Here is an 18,360-nt window from a genome sequence, read left to right on the forward strand (position 1 = left end):
GGAGAACTTATGAGCGATCAATATCAATCTGCTCGCCGAGATTTCCTAAAAAACGCAACCTTACTCGGTGCTGGCTTAATGGCTGGCACCAGTTATGCGTTAGAACCCCGAGCAGCCACGCAATCTTTACAAACCCATTCTTTCTACGGCAAACATCAACAAGGTATTGCCACACCTGCCCAGAAACAGATCTATTTTATGGTGCTTGATTTGCACACAACCGATTTGGCTAAAATCAAAGAGATGTTCCAAACCTGGACGGCATACAGTGCTAATCTCACCGCGGGCAAAAATGTCAAACCTTACGGCCCAAATCCTTATGTGCCACCTGACGATACAGGCGAAGCGGACGGGCTAAATCCACATAATTTAACCTTGACCTTCGGCGTGAGTCCTTCTTTTTTCGAGAAGCTTGGCATTGCTAAACTCAAACCTGAATTATTGAAAAATCTCCCACACTTCCCACGGGATCAACTGCGAGAAGAATACCGCCACGGCGATATTTGTATTCAAGCCTGTGCAGACGATCCGCAAGTCGCTTTCCACGCCGTGCGAAATTTAGTACGCATTGCCCGCTCAAACATCACAATGCGTTGGAGCCAGTCTGGTTTTAACTCATTTGAAGGTTCTGATACGCCCCGCAATCTATTTGGTTTCAAAGATGGCACTGGCAATCCGCAAGGTAAAGATCTGGACAAAACCGTTTGGTACGATGGCAATGACTGGCTGAAAGACGGTACATTTTTAGTCGCCCGCCGCATTCAAATGCACCTAGAAACATGGGATCGCACCAATCTCAACGGACAAGAAGAAACCTTTGGTCGCCATCGGGATAGCGGTGCCCCAATCGGAATGAAGCATGAATTTGATGAGGTTGATTTAAGCAAAACGGATGAAAAAGGCAATGCAGTAATCCCTGAAATTTCGCATTTGCACTTAGCGAAAAAAACGGGCTTGTCCATTCTTCGTCGCTCATTTTCTTACGCCAGCGGGGTTGATGCAAGAACAGGGCAATTTGATGCTGGGCTACTGTTTATCTCCTTCCAGAAAGATCCTGAACAATTTATCAAAATCCAAAACAGCTTGGGCAATATCGACAAAATGAACGAATACATCACCCATATCGGAAGTGGCTTATTTGCTTGTTTTGCAGGGGTAAAAGATGAACATGATTACTTGGGCAAAGCCTTATTTGACCAAATTTAATCGCATCATCGCACTATTTACGCTCAGCATCACGCTGAGCGTTTGTGCTTATGCGAAAGTCGAAATCAGCTCGCTTTTTGTGCACTTATCCGATGCAATGGCAGCAGTAAAACAAAATGAAATAGCAAAATCTGAACCGTTTTTGACGGCTTTACAGCAGGAGTTTGAAGCTATTCCAAGCCACCATTCCAAAGCAGGACAAGCGGTCAGTTCCGCCTTGAATTTTGCAAAAAGTTCGCCGACCTTGGAAAACTTCGAACAACTTTCTAAAGCATTGTACGCCTTTGAGAAAGAACAAAACCCCGTCGATTACGCCCAGCAACGCCAAAAATTCGCCAAGCGAGTATCGCCAGTTTATCAACAGTTACTCAAAGCGGTGCAAACCCATAATTTAGACGATGTCCAAACGGCTTTCAAACAGTTTAATAGAACTTGGACAGCGAATGAAAAAGTGGTTCGGGAAACCAGTCTTGGCCATTACGGACAGATTGAAACGGCAATGACGTTACTGCGAATTGCGATGCTCTCTGAGCCTGCCAATTTTGCCGAAATGGAAAAACAAGCGGCCGATTTAGGGCAATCTTTAGCGGATTTTAATGCCGGAAATGTGCTACAACCACAATCTGCCGCCAATGCACCAACCACCTTGCCTGACGGGATTAAATTGCTCGAGAAAAGTTATGCCGCATTTGAAAATAATCAACTAGAGCAAGCCAGAGCTGACATTACCCTATTCATTCAGCAATGGGCGATTTTTGAAGGTGAAGTGCGTACTCGTGATGGCTCACTTTACACCCGTGTGGAAAGCGATTTACCGGTGATCATGGTCAAGGGCAATGAACCGGCTAACTTGCAAAAATTCCAGTTTTTAATCAATGACTTAAATCGCTTAGACATCGCTGGCAGCTACGGCATTGTTGATGCGATGTTGGTGCTATTGCGAGAAGGCATAGAAGCGTTGCTCATCATTATGGCCTTACTCACTACGCTCAATGCTGCTAATCAACCGAAAGCAAAACGTTGGGTTTATACAGGGGCAGGGCTTGGCTTGTTGGCAAGTGTGATGGGTGCAGTCGCCTTGCAGCGTCTTTTTCCTGCCATATCCGCCGGCACAAACCGCGAAATTTTAGAGGGAACGGTGGGTATCGTCGCAGTAGCAATGATGCTGTTTGTCGGGGCATGGCTACACAGTAAATCATCCATTTCTGGCTGGAAAAATTTTGTTGATAAACAGGTCAGCCAAGCCTTGCTCACAGGCAGTCTCATTCCAATATTAAGTTTGAGTTTTCTGTCAGTGTTTCGTGAAGGAGCGGAAACTATCTTGTTTTACGCTGGCATGTTGCCATTGATTTCATCGGAAGATCTGCTGATCGGCTTAGGGCTGGCATTACTGTTGTTGGCGATAATCGCCGCTGTAATGACTTTCTCAAGCAAGCGGCTGCCAATGCATCAGTTATTCAAAGCGATGACACTCTTGATTTACGCTCTCGGTTTTAAAATTCTGGGAGTCAGCATTCACGCCTTGCAGCTCACTCAAGTGTTACCTCGTCATTTGCTTGATTTGCCAAATGTAGAATGGTTCGGTTTTTACGCCTCAATGGAAGGTATTACCGCACAAGTTATCTATCTTGCGTTAATTCCGATTGTTGCAAAATATTTTATGAAATAGACCGCTTGTAATCCAATCAAGGGATAGATTTTATCCCTTGATTTCATTACGTATTTACATTTCTTACGCATTTATTTCACCTTTTCGCAGTCTTTCTTTTTCAAAATATTGACAAACATCATCACAAAAACATAACTATCTGATTTTTATTGTTTTTTAATTTTTCCCAATTTGTGATCTAGTTCAAATTTCGCTCTTGTTTTGTAAATTCATTTTTGTTACATTTCCTATTATCATTCTTATCCATTCTTTTTTGGATTAAGGTCTCGCAAGGAGAGCAAAAATGACAGATTCCCCAAAATCCCTTCCGTTATCTGAACAAGATACACAATTCATTGAACAACTTTCTAGCGGCACATGTCGTGATCCTTTCGCTTATTTGGGCATTCACAAAATGCCAAAAGGTGTAATAATTCGAGCTTACTTGCCTGAAGCACTTAGAGTTACCGTTATCGACCAAAATGCGAAGCCTATTGCCCTAATGGACAAAATTGATGAACGTTCTCTCTTTGTCGCCGAACTGATTGGTAAAAAAATCGACTTATCCTACCGCTTGTTAGTTGAATATGCCCACACCACGATTGATGTGGAGGATCCTTACCGTTTCCAAAGCCACTTTACGGATGTTGATAATTGGTACCTCTCTGAAGGTTCACACTTACGTCCTTATGAAAAGTTAGGAGCACATTTGGTGACGCAAAATGAGGTTGGTGGCATTCATTTCAGCTTATGGGCACCAAATGCACAACGGGTTTCTGTCGTTGGTGATTTTAACTTCTGGGATGGTCGCCGCCACCCAATGCGTTATCACGCAACGGGCATTTGGGATATTTTCATTCCAAATGCGAAAAAAGACACGCTCTATAAATTTGAGATTTTAGACAAAAACGGGCAACTTCGTTTGAAATCGGACCCTTATGCGTTCTCTGCACAATTCCGTCCAGATACCGCCTCAGTGGCATCTGGCCTTCCTGCAATAGTTGAGCCAAGTGAAACTCGCCGCCGAGCGAACGATCCCGATCAGCCAATTTCGATTTATGAAGTGCATCTTGGTTCATGGCGACGTAATTTAGAGAATAATTACTGGCTCAATTACGATGAAATTGCCGATGAACTTATTCCTTATGTGAAAGAAATGGGCTTTACCCACATTGAATTATTACCTGTTTCTGAATTTCCTTTCGATGGTTCTTGGGGTTATCAACCAACGGGGATCTACGCCCCAACAAGCCGTTTCGGCTCGCCAGATGGATTGCGTTCATTAATTCGCAAAGCTCATGATGCGGGCATTAATGTGATTTTAGACTGGGTGGTAGGACATTTCCCAACAGATGAACACGGATTAGGCTATTTTGACGGCACACATCTTTACGAACACGCCGATCCCAAAGAAGGCTACCACCAAGACTGGAATACCCTGATTTTCAATTACGGTCGCAACGAAGTGCAAAACTATTTATGCGGCAATGCGTTATATTGGATTGAACGTTTCGGCATTGATGCGTTGCGGGTAGATGCGGTGGCATCGATGATTTATCGTGACTACTCGCGTAAAGATGGCGAATGGATTCCGAACAAATACGGCGGTCGTGAAAATTTAGAAGCGATTGATTTTTTACGTAACACCAACAAAATGTTGGGTGAGCAAGGTCATCGTGGAGCGACGATTGCGGAAGAATCTACGTCCTTTGCGGGCGTGACTCACGCTGTCGATAACAACGGCTTAGGCTTTGATTATAAATGGAATATGGGCTGGATGAACGATACCTTGCGTTATATGAGCACCGATCCTATCCATCGAAAATATCATCATAGCTTGATGACCTTCGGAATGATGTATCAATATAGCGAAAAATTTATGTTGCCGATTTCCCACGATGAAGTAGTACACGGCAAAGGCTCAATGCTCGGCAAAATGCCAGGAGATTGCTGGCAAAAATTTGCGAACTTACGAGCGTATTACGGCTATATGTGGGGCTACCCTGGTAAGAAATTATTGTTTATGGGTAACGAATTTGCTCAAGGACGTGAATGGAATTTTGAACAAAGTCTTGATTGGTTCTTGCTCAACGAAGAAGAAGGTGGCGGTTGGCATAAAGGTATGCTCAACTGGGTACGTGATCTCAACCATCTCTACACAAAAACTGCTGCACTCTATGAACTTGACTATTCACCTGAAGGTTTTGAATGGTTGGTGGTTGATGACTACGAAAATTCAGTTTTCGCCTTTGAACGTAAAGCGAAAAACGGCAGCAGTATTATTGTGGTAAGCAATTTCACCCCCGTTGTTCGCTACAATTATCGCATCGGCGTACACGACCAAGCGGACTACAAAGAAGTGCTCAACTCCGACTCCGTTTACTATATGGGTAGCAATGAGGGCAACTTCGGCGTAATCCATTGTGAAGAAATCGAATCACACAATAAACCGTACTCGATCAGCCTAACCTTACCACCACTTTCTACACTCTTTATCGTGAAAGAAAATGTGGTGAAAAAAGCGGAAAAAGCAGAGAAAGTCGAAAAAGTAGCGGCAAAACCGAAAACAGTCGCAAAGAAAGCCACAAAACCTAAAACAAAGAAAAAGTAAGAGTTAGGGCGGTTCTATGTGTCCACCCCCAAATTACACCATTTTTGTGGGCGGGTACATAGCCCCCTAAAATGCCCTACAAGCGGTCACTTTTTAAGAAAATTTTGCAAATGTTTTGGGGACTAAATTTGGTATCCCAAGAAACCTAGCAGTACCACAGGATTTTTATTTTTTATGCAGTATTTAACTGGCAGAGCCTATCCACTTGGCAGCCAATTGATAAATTTTAATGGAGAGCAAGGCGTTAATTTTGCCCTTTTCTCTCGCAAAGCCACCCAAGTTGAGCTTTGCATTTTTACCGAACAAGGCGAAACCCGCCTGCCGATGATCAAAAATGATGATGTTTGGCACTTATTTGTTATCGGATTGACCGCTGGCACCGAATATGGCTATCGAGTGTATGGCGAAGTGAATGAAGCATTAGGCGATCTGTTCAATCCACAAAAATTGTTGATCGATCCTTATGCCAAGAAAATTATCGGTACACCAGATTTAAGCAGCGATGAAAAACGGGCGTGGTTCTTTTGGGATGATGAGCGGGATAATGCTCATCTCTCCCCAAAATCTGTGGTGGTAGATACCACATTTGATTGGCAAGGCGTTGAACGACCGCATACGCCTTGGGATGAGACCGTCATTTATGAGATGCAAGTTAAAGGCTTTAGCAAATTAAACCCTAAGTTGCCGCCTGAAATGGCAGGTACGTTTGCAGGATTAGCACATCCTGAGTCCATTAACCATTTGAAAAAATTGGGGATTACGGCGGTTGAGTTGCTGCCAGTGAGTTATCACATTGATGAACCACATCTGCAAAAAATCGGTTTAGTGAACTACTGGGGCTACAATGTACTCGGGCATTTTGCCGTTGATCCTGTGCTAGCGGCGGACAAGCAAAACCCACTCAATGAATTTAAGCAAATGGTGAAAACCTTGCACCAAAACGGCATTGAAGTCATTTTAGATGTGGTGTTTAACCATACCGCTGAAGCAGGTAAAGATGGCCCGATGCTCTCGCAACGAGGTATTGATAACAGTGCATATTACTGGCTCAATGAACAAGGCGATTATCACAACTGGAGCGGTTGCGGTAATTCTCTGGATGTGAATAGTGAAAACTACGTACTGCGTTGGGTAATTGATTGCTTGAGTTACTGGGTAGAAGAATGCCAAGTTGATGGCTTCCGCTTCGATCTTGGCGCAACTTTAGGTCGAACACCGAGCTTTGAGCAAAAAGCCGCATTTTTCACCGCTATTGCCGCCCATTCAAGCTTAGCCAATGTAAAAATGATTGCTGAACCTTGGGATATTGGTTTATACGGTGGTTATCAAATGGGCGGTTTTCCAAAGCCATTTGCTGAATGGAATGACCGTTATCGTGACCAAATGAGAGAATTTTTCCTGACGGCAAGCGGTGAGTTAAGTGACTTTGTTTGCAAATTTGCGGGCAGCGATACCACGTTTGCCTACAACCGTTTACCCCATAATAGCATCAATTTCATTACCGCTCATGATGGGTTCACGTTACAGGATCTGGTCAGCTATAACGATAAACATAACCACGCAAATGGTGAAAATAACTACGATGGCCATGCTCATAATATTAGTAATAACCATGGTGTCGAAGGTGCAACGAACGATCTGAGCATACTTAAGAAACGTGATGCTGCTCGACGAGCCTTACTTGCGATATTATTTTTATCTGCGGGCACGCCTATGTTATTAGCGGGCGATGAGTTAGGTCACAGCCAACAAGGAAATAACAACGGCTATTGCCAAGACAATGAAATAACGTGGATTGACTGGCGTAATGCAGATCAAAAACTGATTGACTATACTGCCAAACTCATTGCATTACGGAAACAAATTCCACAGCTTGGTCGAGATCGCTGGTGGACAGAAAAAGATGTCAGATGGCGAAAAGTCGATGGTAACCTTATTTCAAATCAAGAATGGCATAATGAACAAATTAGAAGCCTGCAAATTCAACTGAATGATCACTGGTTGATCTTAATTAATAGTGCTCATTCTGAACAACAATTTTTACTCCCTGAAGGGCAATGGCACGCTCGTCTGGGCTTAGAAAACACAACGCTGACGACGCCTGCTGTTACTCTTAATTATGGAGTATGCGTCCTTCAACGGAATTCATAATTTATTCACTTGGAGATAACACCATGTTAAAACAGGAAGCCAACACAGACAGACGCAATCTTACTGCACAGACTTTAGTCTTGATTCTCGCCGGTGGTCGTGGTTCTCGCTTATATGAACTTACCGACAAACGTGCCAAACCTGCGGTGTACTTTGGTGGTAGCCGTCGTATTATCGATTTTGCCTTATCCAACTGTATCAACTCAAACTTGTTAAAAGTAGGCGTAGTAACGCAATATGCTGCACATTCACTACTTCGCCACTTGCAACGTGGTTGGTCGTTCTTACCTTACGAACGCAATCAATATATTGATATGTTGCCAGCTCGCCAACAACTTGACGAAAACACGTGGTATCGTGGCACTGCTGATGCCGTATTCCAAAATATGGAAATCATGAAATCACACTATCGTCCGAAATATGTGATTATTTTAGCCGGCGACCACATCTATAAAATGAACTACAACAAAATGTTGGAAGATCACGTCGATTCAGGAGCAAAATGTACCGTAGGTTGTATCGAAGTGCCGCGTGAACAAGCGACCGAATTTGGCGTGATGGCAGTAAATGAAAAACTCAAAGTGAAAGCCTTCGTGGAAAAACCCTCTGATCCACCCGCGATGCCAGACAAACCTGAGTCATCATTAGCCTCAATGGGTATTTACGTGTTCGATGCGGATTATCTCTATGAAATGCTCGAAAATGAAGTCTCAAACCCAGATACCTCACACGATTTCGGTAAAGACATCATTCCGAAAGCCGTTGAGCAAGGCGTGATTTACGCTCACCCATTTGAGCGTTCTTGTGAAGGTCGCAATACCACTGGTACCATCTACTGGCGTGATGTAGGTACTATCGACAGCTATTGGTCAGCTCATATGGATTTGGTCAGCGAAACCCCACAACTTGACCTTTACGATGAGTCTTGGCCAATTCACGGTCGTCCACAACAAACCGCACCCGCTCGTTTCTTCTATAAAAAAGCCCGAGCACATACCTTAGATAACTCTTTGATTGCGGGTGGCTGTATCATCACCGATGCGGAAATCAGTAACTCAGTCTTATTCAATCGTGTTACCGTTAATGAAGACAGCGTGATCGAACAAGCGGTGATCTTGCCACAGGTACATATCGGCAAAAACTGCGTAATCAAGAAAGCTGTTATCGACCGCCACTGTAATATTCCAGATGGCTTGAAGATCGGGGTTGATCCTGAGCAAGATGCGAAATACTTCCGTATCAGCAAAGGTGGCGTCGTACTCGTTTGCCAAAAAATGCTCAATAAATGGGTACAAGATCATCCTAAAGCGGAATAAAACCACTCTGCCCCAACAATCGGGGCAGAATCATTTACGACAAGCGGTGAGATCCGCTTCGTTTTTTGCAAATACCGGTAATTCAACATGAAAATTTTACATATTTGCTCGGAAATGTACCCGCTTGTTAAAACGGGCGGCTTGGCAGACGTATTAGGTGCGTTGCCTTATGCCCAACAAGCAGCAGGGAACGATGTTCGAGTTATTCTTCCATACTATCCGCAAGTGGCAGAGAAATTAGGCGAAATCGTCGAAGTTGCCACTATCGGCACTTTTGCAGGTGTCGTTACCCTGCGTTTTGCATATCTTAACGGCTTAGGCGTTTATGTGATCGATGCCCCGCATCTTTACGCCCGCCGTTTGCCGTATTATGACGACAACTACAACGACTATATGGATAACTACAAACGCTTTGCCTTGCTCAGTTATCTAGGTGCACAGTTATCTGAAGGGTTAGATCACTGGTGGGGGCGTGCTGACGTGTTGCACGCTCACGACTGGCAAGCAGGTTTGGCGTGTGCCTACCTGAAAAGCTGGAACAGCCCAGTGAAAAGCGTTTTCACGATTCACAACATCGCTTACCCAGGTCGTTTCCAAGCCTACCATTTAAGCGAACTCGGTTTGCCTTGGCACTTCTTCTCGCCAGATGGATTAGAGTTTTACGGCGAGATTTCTTATCTTAAAGCAGGGATTTTCTACGCTGATCGCGTTACCACTGTTAGCCCAACTTATGCGAAAGAAATTTGCGAACAGATCGCAGGCGGCGGAATGCACGGTTTATTACAAACTCGCCAAGCCCAAGGCAGATTGCGTGGCATTTTAAATGGTGTGGACGAAACCGTGTGGAACCCAGAAAGCGATCCAAATATCATCGCCAACTACCGCCCAAACTATATGCACGGCAAAGCGAAAAATAAAGCTGAATTACAACGTTATTTCAATTTACCTGAAGAAAAAGATGCGTTGTTATTTGTGATGGTGACTCGCTTAACCGAACAAAAAGGGGCGGACTTCTTATTAATGAAAATTGATGAGATGATGCAACACCACGTGCAATTAGTGGTACTCGGCAGCGGTTCGCCTGAATTAGAGTGGTATTTAAAAGAAGCCCAAGCTCGCTATCCACACAAAATTGGCGTGAAAATCGGCTATGATGAAGCCCTTTCTCACCAAATTATTGCGGGCGGCGATGTGATTTTAGTCCCAAGTCGCTTCGAGCCTTGTGGTTTAACTCAACTTTACGGCTTAAAATATGGCACCTTGCCACTCGTGCGTGAAACGGGTGGTTTAGCCGATACGGTAAACGACAGTTGTAAAGAGAGCATCGAAAACCGTACTGCAACAGGTTTTGTGTTCAAATACCCCGATGCTGACGGCTTCTACGATGCCGTTACTCGTGCGATCAATCTCTGGAAAAAACAAAAACTCTGGTCAAGTGTTCGCCAAAATGCTCTCGCCCAAGACTTTGGTTGGGCAAAAGTCGCTGCACAATACCAAGCACTCTATCAAGAGATGGTTTAAGGTAATACAAGCGGTCAGATTTGCAAAATTTTTTGCGGATCTGACCGCTTGTAAATTTACAACTTACGTAAACATCTGTATAATCCGCCCGCAATTTTTCCAACTTAATTTTGAAACAAAAAGGAACTATTGCGATGCTACGAGTTATTAAAGAGGCTCTCACTTTTGATGATGTCCTACTTGTCCCTGCACATTCTACTGTGCTTCCAAATACCGCCAACCTTTCCACTCAGCTTACCAAAGACATCCGCCTAAATATTCCAATGCTTTCTGCCGCAATGGATACCGTAACCGAAACCAAGCTAGCTATTTCCCTTGCACAAGAAGGTGGCATCGGTTTTATCCACAAAAATATGACCATTGAACGTCAAGCGGATCGTGTGCGTAAAGTGAAAAAATTTGAAAGTGGTGTCGTTTCTGAGCCTGTGACCGTTTCGCCATCACTCACCCTTGCCGAGCTTGCTGAAGTAGTGAAGAAAAATGGTTTTGCTGGTTTTCCCGTTGTTGATGCGGAAGATAATTTAGTCGGTATTATTACTGGTCGAGACACTCGCTTTGTAACCGATTTAAACAAAACGGTGGCAGATTTTATGACCCCGAAAGCTCGTCTTGTTACCGTCAAAGAAAACGCCAAACGTGAAGAAATTTTTAACTTAATGCACGAACATCGTGTCGAAAAAGTGTTAGTAGTCGATGACAACTTCAAACTCAAAGGAATGATTACCTTGAAAGACTACCAAAAAGCCGAAAGCAAACCAAATGCCTGTAAAGATGAGTTTGGCCGCTTGCGTGTTGGTGCGGCAGTAGGTGCCGGTCCAGGTAATGAAGAACGCATTGAAGCTTTAGTCAAAGCCGGCGTGGATGTGTTGTTAATAGACTCATCTCATGGTCATTCCGAAGGGGTTTTACAACGTGTGCGTGAAACGCGGGCTAAATATCCAAACTTGCCAATCGTAGCAGGTAACGTGGCAACAGCAGAAGGTGCCATTGCTTTAGCAGACGCAGGGGCAAGTGCCGTAAAAGTGGGTATTGGTCCAGGTTCAATCTGTACTACTCGTATCGTCACAGGTGTGGGCGTGCCACAAATTACGGCGATTGCGGATGCAGCAGAGGCTTTAAAAGATCGTGGTATTCCAGTGATTGCTGACGGCGGTATCCGCTATTCAGGCGATATCGCCAAAGCCATTGCTGCGGGGGCAAGCTGTGTGATGGTGGGTTCAATGTTTGCTGGAACAGAAGAAGCCCCAGGTGAAATTGAGCTTTATCAAGGTCGTGCGTTCAAATCTTATCGGGGTATGGGCTCACTAGGTGCAATGTCAAAAGGTTCAAGTGACCGCTATTTCCAATCAGACAACGCTGCCGACAAACTTGTGCCAGAAGGTATCGAAGGACGCATTCCATACAAAGGTTTCTTAAAAGAAATTATCCATCAACAAATGGGCGGATTACGTTCTTGTATGGGCTTAACGGGTTGCCCAACCATCGAAGATTTACGTACCAAAGCCCAATTTGTGCGAATTAGTGGGGCAGGTATCAAAGAAAGCCACGTTCACGATGTGACCATTACTAAAGAAGCACCAAACTATCGAATGAGCTAATTTCTCATTCTCACCGTCCCCGAAATATCGGGGACGTGATTTTACAAGCGGTTAGTTTTTCATAAAATTTTACAAAATGTCTCAATTAAAACGTATTACCGATAAAATTAATCTCTATTTGCGTGAATATTTTATCAATCGCCCAAATAGAAAAAGATTGACCAATACTGTTCCAACAATTATTGCCAGTAATTGTAATGGCGGATTTATTGCTCACGATTTAAACTTACGTTTTAATTCGCCTTTTGTGAATTTATATTTAATGCCCAAAGATTTTATTCGTTATTTAAAAAAGATTGAATTTTATCAGCAACAAAATTTAACCTTTGTTCAAACAGAAAAAGCCTATCCGGTGGCAAAATTAGGGGATATTACCCTGTATTTTATGCACTATCATTCCAAACAAGAAGCCGAACAAAAATGGAATGAACGTAGTAAACGAATGGATTTAGACAATCTATTTGTAATGATGACAGAGCGTGATGGCTGTGAACATCAAGATTTAATTGAATTTGATGCTTTACCGTTTAAAAATAAAGTGGTTTTCACCCATAAACATTACCCAGAAATAAAAAGTGCAGCTTATATTCAAGGCTTTGAGAATGCTGGAAAGGTTGGTAATTTATTTGAATATACTGGCTTAAATGGCAAGCGTTATTACGACCAATTTGATTATGTTTCTTGGCTTAACAAGCGGTCAGATTTTTAGAAAATCTTTCAAATAGCATTTTAAGGAACAACAATGAGCATTAAACTCTTTGAACAAAAAGAAGTGCGGTCTGTTTGGGACGAAGATCAGGAAAAGTGGTATTTTTCCATTATTGATGTAGTTGAAGTTTTAACTGAAAGTATTGATCCTCCAGCGTACTGGCGGAAGTTAAAACAACGTTTAAAAGCAGAAGGAAATGAAACCGTGACAAATTGTCACGGTTTGAAAATGCGTTCTCGTGACGGAAAAATGCGAATGACCGATGTTGCTGACGTGCAACAGCTATTACGTCTTATTCAATCAATTCCATCACCAAAAGCAGAGCCGTTTAAACAATGGTTAGCCCAAGTGGGGAGTGAGCGGATTGATGAATATCAAGATCCTGAATTAACTATTAACCGAGCGATGCAAGATTATTTGCGATTGGGTTATTCGGAAAATTGGATTAATCAACGCCTGAAAAGCATTGAAATTCGTAAAGAATTAACGGACGAATGGAAACGTACAGGTGTGCAAGAAGGGCAACAGTTTGCAATTTTAACCGATATTATTACCAAGGCTTGGAGCGGTAAAACTACCAAAGAATATAAACAGCTCAAAGGTTTAAAAAAAGAAAATCTGCGAGATAACATGACCAACACAGAGCTTATTCTTAATATGTTAGCTGAAGCGTCCACCAAGGATATTTCGCAAGCAGTTGAACCACAAACTTTCGAAGAAAATCAACAAGTCGCTCAACAAGGCGGTAATGTTGCCAAAGTTGCGTTGCAAGAGTTGGAAAGCAAAACGGGGAAGAAAGTGGTAAGTGAGTTGTCGGCTAAGAAAATATTGACAAACAATAAAAAGTAGAAATGCGATAGAATAGACAATGAGGCTCAAGATTCTCACATAAGCTGACGGCTAGAAATGTGGTTAAAATTTCTTAATTTGAAGGGAACAACAAATGAAAAAATTTGCAGAATTAGAAGCAGTTCAAAATTTAACTTGGCGTCAAGTAATTACATATTCTACTCTAACTTTAACTACATTGATTGCAGCAACATGGACGATTGCTACTCGTATTGCAGATAGTAAAGCTGAGTATGTCAATATGCGTTATGCTGAAATTGAAACATTGCAGAATCAACTCGTAGAACTGCAAAAAGAAAATGTGCAATATCGAAAACTTCATTCAAAAAATAAAAATATCACTCAATTAGATTCTGAAAGTGAAATAAAAGAACTAATGGAATCGGAAAGCTACGTTGATCCTAAATCTGGATTATTTGTATCTATATCAGAACTAAGCAATAGCGGTTCTGTTTATTTTTCTTTGAATTTTCCTGATGGATCTAGAAAATATATTAATGGTGCTAAAGCTGGATATGGTACAACTTTTGAAAATAAAGGGAAGAAATATCAATTTGTTATAGCTGGAGTGAAAAATAAAAAAGCTAAGATTACTGTTAGAGAATTATAATCCATAAAATAAGGCAAAAAATGACAAACATTCATAATCATAAAATTTTAATTTTAGACTTCGGTTCACAATATACTCAACTTATCGCACGTCGTGTGCGTGAAATTGGGGTTTACTGTGAGCTTTGGGCGTGGGACGTAACGGAAGAGCAAATTCGTGAGTTTAATCCAACGGGGATTATTCTTTCGGGTGGGCCGGAAAGTACCACAGAAGAAAACAGCCCTCGTGCACCTGAATATGTGTTCAATGCAGGCGTGCCAGTGTTGGGTATTTGCTATGGTATGCAGACCATGGCGATGCAGTTAGGTGGTTTAACTGAAACTTCTGACCATCGTGAATTTGGCTATGCTTCCGTTGAGTTAAAGCAAGCTGACGCATTATTTGCAAAATTAAACGATGATCTGACCGCTTGCGAACCTAAATTAGACGTTTGGATGAGCCATGGCGACAAAGTTACTCGTTTGCCTGATAACTTCCAAATCACAGGTGTAACTCCAACTTGCCCGATTGCGGCAATGTCGGACGAAAGTCGCCATTTCTACGGCGTACAGTTCCACCCAGAAGTGACTCACACAAAGAGCGGCCTGGAACTACTGAAAAATTTCGTGGTGAGCATTTGTGGCTGCGAAACTAAATGGACTGCAGAAAACATTATCGAAGATGCAGTGGCTCGCTTAAAAGCACAAATTGGCGATGATGAAGTGATTTTAGGCTTATCAGGCGGCGTGGATTCGTCTGTCACTGCCTTATTATTACATCGTGCGATTGGCAAAAACTTGCATTGCGTATTCGTCGATAACGGCTTATTACGCTTAAACGAAGCGGATCAAGTGATGGAAATGTTCGGCGATAAATTCGGCTTAAACATTATTCGTGTAGATGCAGAAGATCGTTTCCTAGATGCCTTAAAAGGCATTGATGAGCCAGAAGCCAAACGTAAAACTATTGGGAAAGTGTTCGTTGATGTGTTCGATGATGAATCGAAAAAATTAACTAGCGTGAGATGGTTAGCACAAGGCACGATTTACCCTGATGTAATTGAGTCTGCAGCAAGCAAAACAGGCAAAGCCCACGTGATTAAATCGCACCACAATGTAGGCGGATTACCTGATTATATGAAACTGGGCTTAGTTGAGCCATTGCGTGAATTATTCAAAGACGAAGTGCGTAAAATTGGTTTAGCCCTTGGCTTACCTGCCGAAATGCTCAACCGCCACCCATTCCCAGGCCCAGGCTTAGGTGTGCGTGTGTTAGGCGAAGTGAAAAAAGAGTACTGCGATTTAGTCCGCAAAGCCGATGCGATCTTTATGGAAGAATTGCACGCTTCAGGTTGGTACTACAAAGTCAGCCAAGCCTTCACCGTTTTCCTACCAGTGAAATCCGTTGGCGTAATGGGTGATGGCCGTAAATATGACTGGGTTGTGAGTTTAAGAGCGGTAGAAACTATCGACTTTATGACCGCACATTGGGCACATTTACCATACGACTTACTCGGTAAAATCTCTAACCGCATCATCAATGAAGTGAACGGCATTTCCCGCGTGGTATATGATGTGAGCGGAAAACCACCCGCAACGATTGAGTGGGAGTAACGAATAACATCATGCGTAAAGCCTTTCTCTTTGGAGAAAGGCTTTTTCATTTCGTTAAGAAATGGAGAAATCCAAGTAGATTCTTTGAGTTAAACAAGCGGTCAGTTCCTTGCAATATTTTGCAAACAACTGACCGCTTGTAAATGCTCAATCCTTACTGTTGGGCTTTCACTGCAGCAAAGGCCACCATATTGATAATACGGCGAACCGATGCAACAGGGGTAAGAATATGAGCGGATTTCTTCATCCCCATAAGAATTGGGCCCACCGTAATTGCCGTGGTAGTAGCACGCAATAAGTTATAGCCGATACGTGCTGCTTCTACGTTTGGCATCACTAATAAATTCGCTGACCCCTTCAAAGTACTTTCTGGCATATAAGCATTGCGAAGTTTCTCAGATAGTGCTAAATCGCCGTGCATTTCACCGTCAATCATGAGTTCAGGATCGCGAGCTTTCACTAATGACAACACTTCTCGCATTTTAGGTGCCCCAAGTGTATTTGAAGAGCCAAAGTTTGAATGCGAAAGCAGTGCAACCGCAGGTTCAATACCAAAGCGTTTGATCTCCTCTGCCGCCATTAACGTAATTTCCGTTAGCTCTTCTGCTGTTGGCTCTGCATTCACATAGGTATCTGTCATAAACACGTTACCCGTTGGCAACACCAAGCTATTCAGTGCAGCGGGTACCTTCACCCCATCTTTCAAACCAATGATGTCTTTAATTGTTTCTAAATGGCGACTATAAGTCCCAAATAGACCACAGACCAAGCCATCTGCATAACCCATTTCCACTAAGAGAGAAGCAATCACAGTCGTATTAGAAGTGGTTACACGTTTTGCAATTTCTTCAGTTATTCCACGACGATTCATCAAGCGATAATAACGTTTCCAGAACTGTTCATGACGTTCATCATGTTCATTATTAACAATCTCAAAATCTTTTCCTTGTTCTAACCGTAATCCTAATTTTTTAATGCGAGATTCAATGACTGCAGGACGACCAATCAAAATCGGATACGCCAAGCCCATGGAGACGATCTCTTGAGTAGCGTGCAACACTTTTGGATCTTCCCCTTCCGCCAACACAATGCGTTTTCTGTCCGCTTTCGCTTGGCTGAAAATCGGTTTCATAAACAAGTTAGTTTTATACACGAACTGGGTCAATTTTTCGTGGTAAGCTTCCCAATCGGTGATTGGACGAGTTGCCACGCCTGAGTCCATTGCGGCTTTGGCAACCGCAGGGGCAATTCGCACGATCAAACGTGGATCAAACGGGCGTGGAATAATGTAATCTGGTCCAAACTCGGTGCCTTCACCACCGTAGGCTGAAGTCACCACATCGCTCTGCTCTGCCAAAGCCAGATCCGCAATCGCATACACCGCCGCCATTTTCATTTCTTCGTTAATGGTAGTCGCCCCAACGTCTAATGCACCACGGAAAATGAATGGGAAGCAAAGCACGTTGTTCACTTGGTTTGGATAGTCTGAACGTCCCGTACAAATAATCGCATCTGGGCGAGCCGCTTTCGCTTCAGGCGGAGTGATTTCTGGATTTGGGTTCGCCAAGGCTAAAATCAACGGATGTGCTGCCATTGTGCGAACCATTTCTTGCGTTAACGCCCCAGCCGCCGAGCACCCTAGGAAAATATCCGCATTCGGAATCGCATCCGACAAGGTACGCCAGCCGTTATCGTCAATGGCATAGGCTTTTTTGGTGTCGTCCATTCGATCATCACGATTTTTATAAATCACGCCTTTGGAATCGCATACCACGATGTTTTCTCGCTTCATCCCCAGAGAAATCAACAAGTTCAAGCAGGCAATAGACGCCGCTCCAGCTCCAGAGGCAACTAAACGTACCTCTTCAATTTTTTTGCCGATAATACGTAATGCATTGATCACCGCTGCGGCACTGATGATTGCCGTGCCGTGCTGATCGTCGTGGAATACAGGAATATTCATTCGCTCACGCAATTTTTGTTCAATGTAGAAACATTCAGGGGCCTTGATGTCTTCAAGGTTGATTCCACCAAAGGTAGGTTCAAGGGAGGCAATAATATCGATTAATTTTTCAGGATCTTTTTCGTTGATCTCAATATCAAATACGTCCACACCCGCAAATTTCTTAAACAGTACGCCTTTCCCTTCCATTACTGGCTTACCTGCCAAGGCACCAATATTGCCTAAGCCAAGCACCGCTGTTCCGTTGGAAATCACGGCAACTAAATTACCTTTTGCGGTGTATTTGTAAGCAGCAAGGGGATCTTTTTCGATTTCTAAACAAGGCTCGGCAACACCAGGGGAATAAGCAAGGGCAAGGTCACGTTGAGTGGCAAGGGATTTCGTTGGAGTCACTTCGATTTTGCCAGGGATTGGAAATTCGTGAAAATCGAGAGCCGCTTGGCGTAAGGTATCATCCATAGTAGGTTCCTTCTATTTGCAAAATGTAAGATAAATCTGACCGCTTGTAAGACAAAATCACACTTTTGCCCAATAAAAACAAGCATTCGTATGTCCATTTTACCCCAATCACTCATCAAATTTTGTG

General features: G+C 43.1%; 12 protein-coding genes. 11 read left to right on the plus strand and 1 reads right to left on the minus strand.

Annotated elements, in window-relative coordinates; translation table 11 throughout:
* Window positions 1-9: 9 nt before the first annotated feature.
* The 11 genes from efeB to guaA all read left to right on the plus strand — a co-directional run bounded on the left by efeB (window position 10) and on the right by guaA (window position 15,811).
* Window positions 10-1,206, plus strand: a complete 1,197-nt coding sequence (efeB, locus tag A4G17_RS08535) for an iron uptake transporter deferrochelatase/peroxidase subunit (protein WP_123956008.1) — start codon at window positions 10-12, stop codon at window positions 1,204-1,206.
* A complete protein-coding gene (locus tag A4G17_RS08540) occupies window positions 1,163-2,875 on the plus strand; it encodes an FTR1 family iron permease (protein WP_123956007.1) in 1,713 nt (570 codons plus the stop codon). Before efeB ends, A4G17_RS08540 begins: the two co-directional genes overlap by 44 nt.
* Before the next feature lie 283 nt (window positions 2,876-3,158).
* Complete coding sequence (gene glgB, locus A4G17_RS08545) at window positions 3,159-5,465, plus strand: 1,4-alpha-glucan branching protein GlgB (RefSeq protein WP_123956006.1); 2,307 nt, start codon at window positions 3,159-3,161, stop codon at window positions 5,463-5,465.
* A 174-nt stretch (window positions 5,466-5,639) separates the two neighbouring features.
* Window positions 5,640-7,616, plus strand: coding sequence for a glycogen debranching protein GlgX (gene glgX / locus A4G17_RS08550; RefSeq protein WP_123956005.1), 1,977 nt, complete (start codon window positions 5,640-5,642; stop codon window positions 7,614-7,616).
* Window positions 7,617-7,639: 23 nt separating this feature from the next.
* Window positions 7,640-8,932 (plus strand): glucose-1-phosphate adenylyltransferase, encoded by a 1,293-nt coding sequence (gene glgC / locus A4G17_RS08555; RefSeq protein WP_123956004.1) that lies wholly within the window; start codon window positions 7,640-7,642, stop codon window positions 8,930-8,932.
* Between the two features lie 87 nt (window positions 8,933-9,019).
* The gene (gene glgA / locus A4G17_RS08560) at window positions 9,020-10,453 is read left to right on the plus strand and encodes a glycogen synthase GlgA (RefSeq protein WP_123956003.1); all 1,434 of its coding nucleotides are present in this window, start codon (window positions 9,020-9,022) and stop codon (window positions 10,451-10,453) included.
* 134 nt (window positions 10,454-10,587) lie between these two features.
* Window positions 10,588-12,051 (plus strand): IMP dehydrogenase, encoded by a 1,464-nt coding sequence (guaB, locus tag A4G17_RS08565; RefSeq protein WP_123956002.1) that lies wholly within the window; start codon window positions 10,588-10,590, stop codon window positions 12,049-12,051.
* A gap of 76 nt (window positions 12,052-12,127) precedes the next feature.
* Window positions 12,128-12,760, plus strand: a complete 633-nt coding sequence (locus tag A4G17_RS08570) for a DUF1919 domain-containing protein (RefSeq protein ID WP_123956001.1) — start codon at window positions 12,128-12,130, stop codon at window positions 12,758-12,760.
* 33 nt (window positions 12,761-12,793) lie between these two features.
* Window positions 12,794-13,609: a BRO-N domain-containing protein gene (locus tag A4G17_RS08575; RefSeq protein WP_123956000.1), complete on the plus strand. Its 816-nt coding sequence runs from the start codon at window positions 12,794-12,796 to the stop codon at window positions 13,607-13,609.
* Between the two features lie 94 nt (window positions 13,610-13,703).
* Window positions 13,704-14,219 carry a hypothetical protein gene (locus tag A4G17_RS08580; protein ID WP_123955999.1) on the plus strand — a complete coding sequence of 172 codons (516 nt, stop codon included), beginning with the start codon at window positions 13,704-13,706 and terminating at the stop codon, window positions 14,217-14,219.
* 20 nt (window positions 14,220-14,239) lie between these two features.
* Complete coding sequence (guaA, locus tag A4G17_RS08585; RefSeq protein WP_123955998.1) at window positions 14,240-15,811, plus strand: glutamine-hydrolyzing GMP synthase; 1,572 nt, start codon at window positions 14,240-14,242, stop codon at window positions 15,809-15,811.
* Between the two features lie 154 nt (window positions 15,812-15,965).
* Here guaA and A4G17_RS08590 read toward each other — a convergent pair whose 3' ends face one another.
* Complete coding sequence (locus tag A4G17_RS08590) at window positions 15,966-18,233, minus strand: NADP-dependent malic enzyme (RefSeq protein WP_123955997.1); 2,268 nt, start codon at window positions 18,231-18,233, stop codon at window positions 15,966-15,968.
* Between the last annotated feature and the right edge of the window lie 127 nt (window positions 18,234-18,360).

Origin of the sequence: Frederiksenia canicola (assembly GCF_011455495.1) — a bacterium.
Lineage (GTDB): Bacteria > Pseudomonadota > Gammaproteobacteria > Enterobacterales > Pasteurellaceae > Frederiksenia > Frederiksenia canicola.

Coding starts and splice junctions, on each gene's coding strand:
- efeB (WP_123956008.1), top strand. CDS start 10: ATGAGCGATCAATATCAATCTGCTCGCCGAGATTTCCTAAAAAACGCA.
- A4G17_RS08540 (WP_123956007.1), top strand. CDS start 1,163: ATGAACATGATTACTTGGGCAAAGCCTTATTTGACCAAATTTAATCGC.
- glgB (WP_123956006.1), top strand. CDS start 3,159: ATGACAGATTCCCCAAAATCCCTTCCGTTATCTGAACAAGATACACAA.
- glgX (WP_123956005.1), top strand. CDS start 5,640: ATGCAGTATTTAACTGGCAGAGCCTATCCACTTGGCAGCCAATTGATA.
- glgC (WP_123956004.1), top strand. CDS start 7,640: ATGTTAAAACAGGAAGCCAACACAGACAGACGCAATCTTACTGCACAG.
- glgA (WP_123956003.1), top strand. CDS start 9,020: ATGAAAATTTTACATATTTGCTCGGAAATGTACCCGCTTGTTAAAACG.
- guaB (WP_123956002.1), top strand. CDS start 10,588: ATGCTACGAGTTATTAAAGAGGCTCTCACTTTTGATGATGTCCTACTT.
- A4G17_RS08570 (WP_123956001.1), top strand. CDS start 12,128: ATGTCTCAATTAAAACGTATTACCGATAAAATTAATCTCTATTTGCGT.
- A4G17_RS08575 (WP_123956000.1), top strand. CDS start 12,794: ATGAGCATTAAACTCTTTGAACAAAAAGAAGTGCGGTCTGTTTGGGAC.
- A4G17_RS08580 (WP_123955999.1), top strand. CDS start 13,704: ATGAAAAAATTTGCAGAATTAGAAGCAGTTCAAAATTTAACTTGGCGT.
- guaA (WP_123955998.1), top strand. CDS start 14,240: ATGACAAACATTCATAATCATAAAATTTTAATTTTAGACTTCGGTTCA.
- A4G17_RS08590 (WP_123955997.1), bottom strand. CDS start 18,233: ATGGATGATACCTTACGCCAAGCGGCTCTCGATTTTCACGAATTTCCA.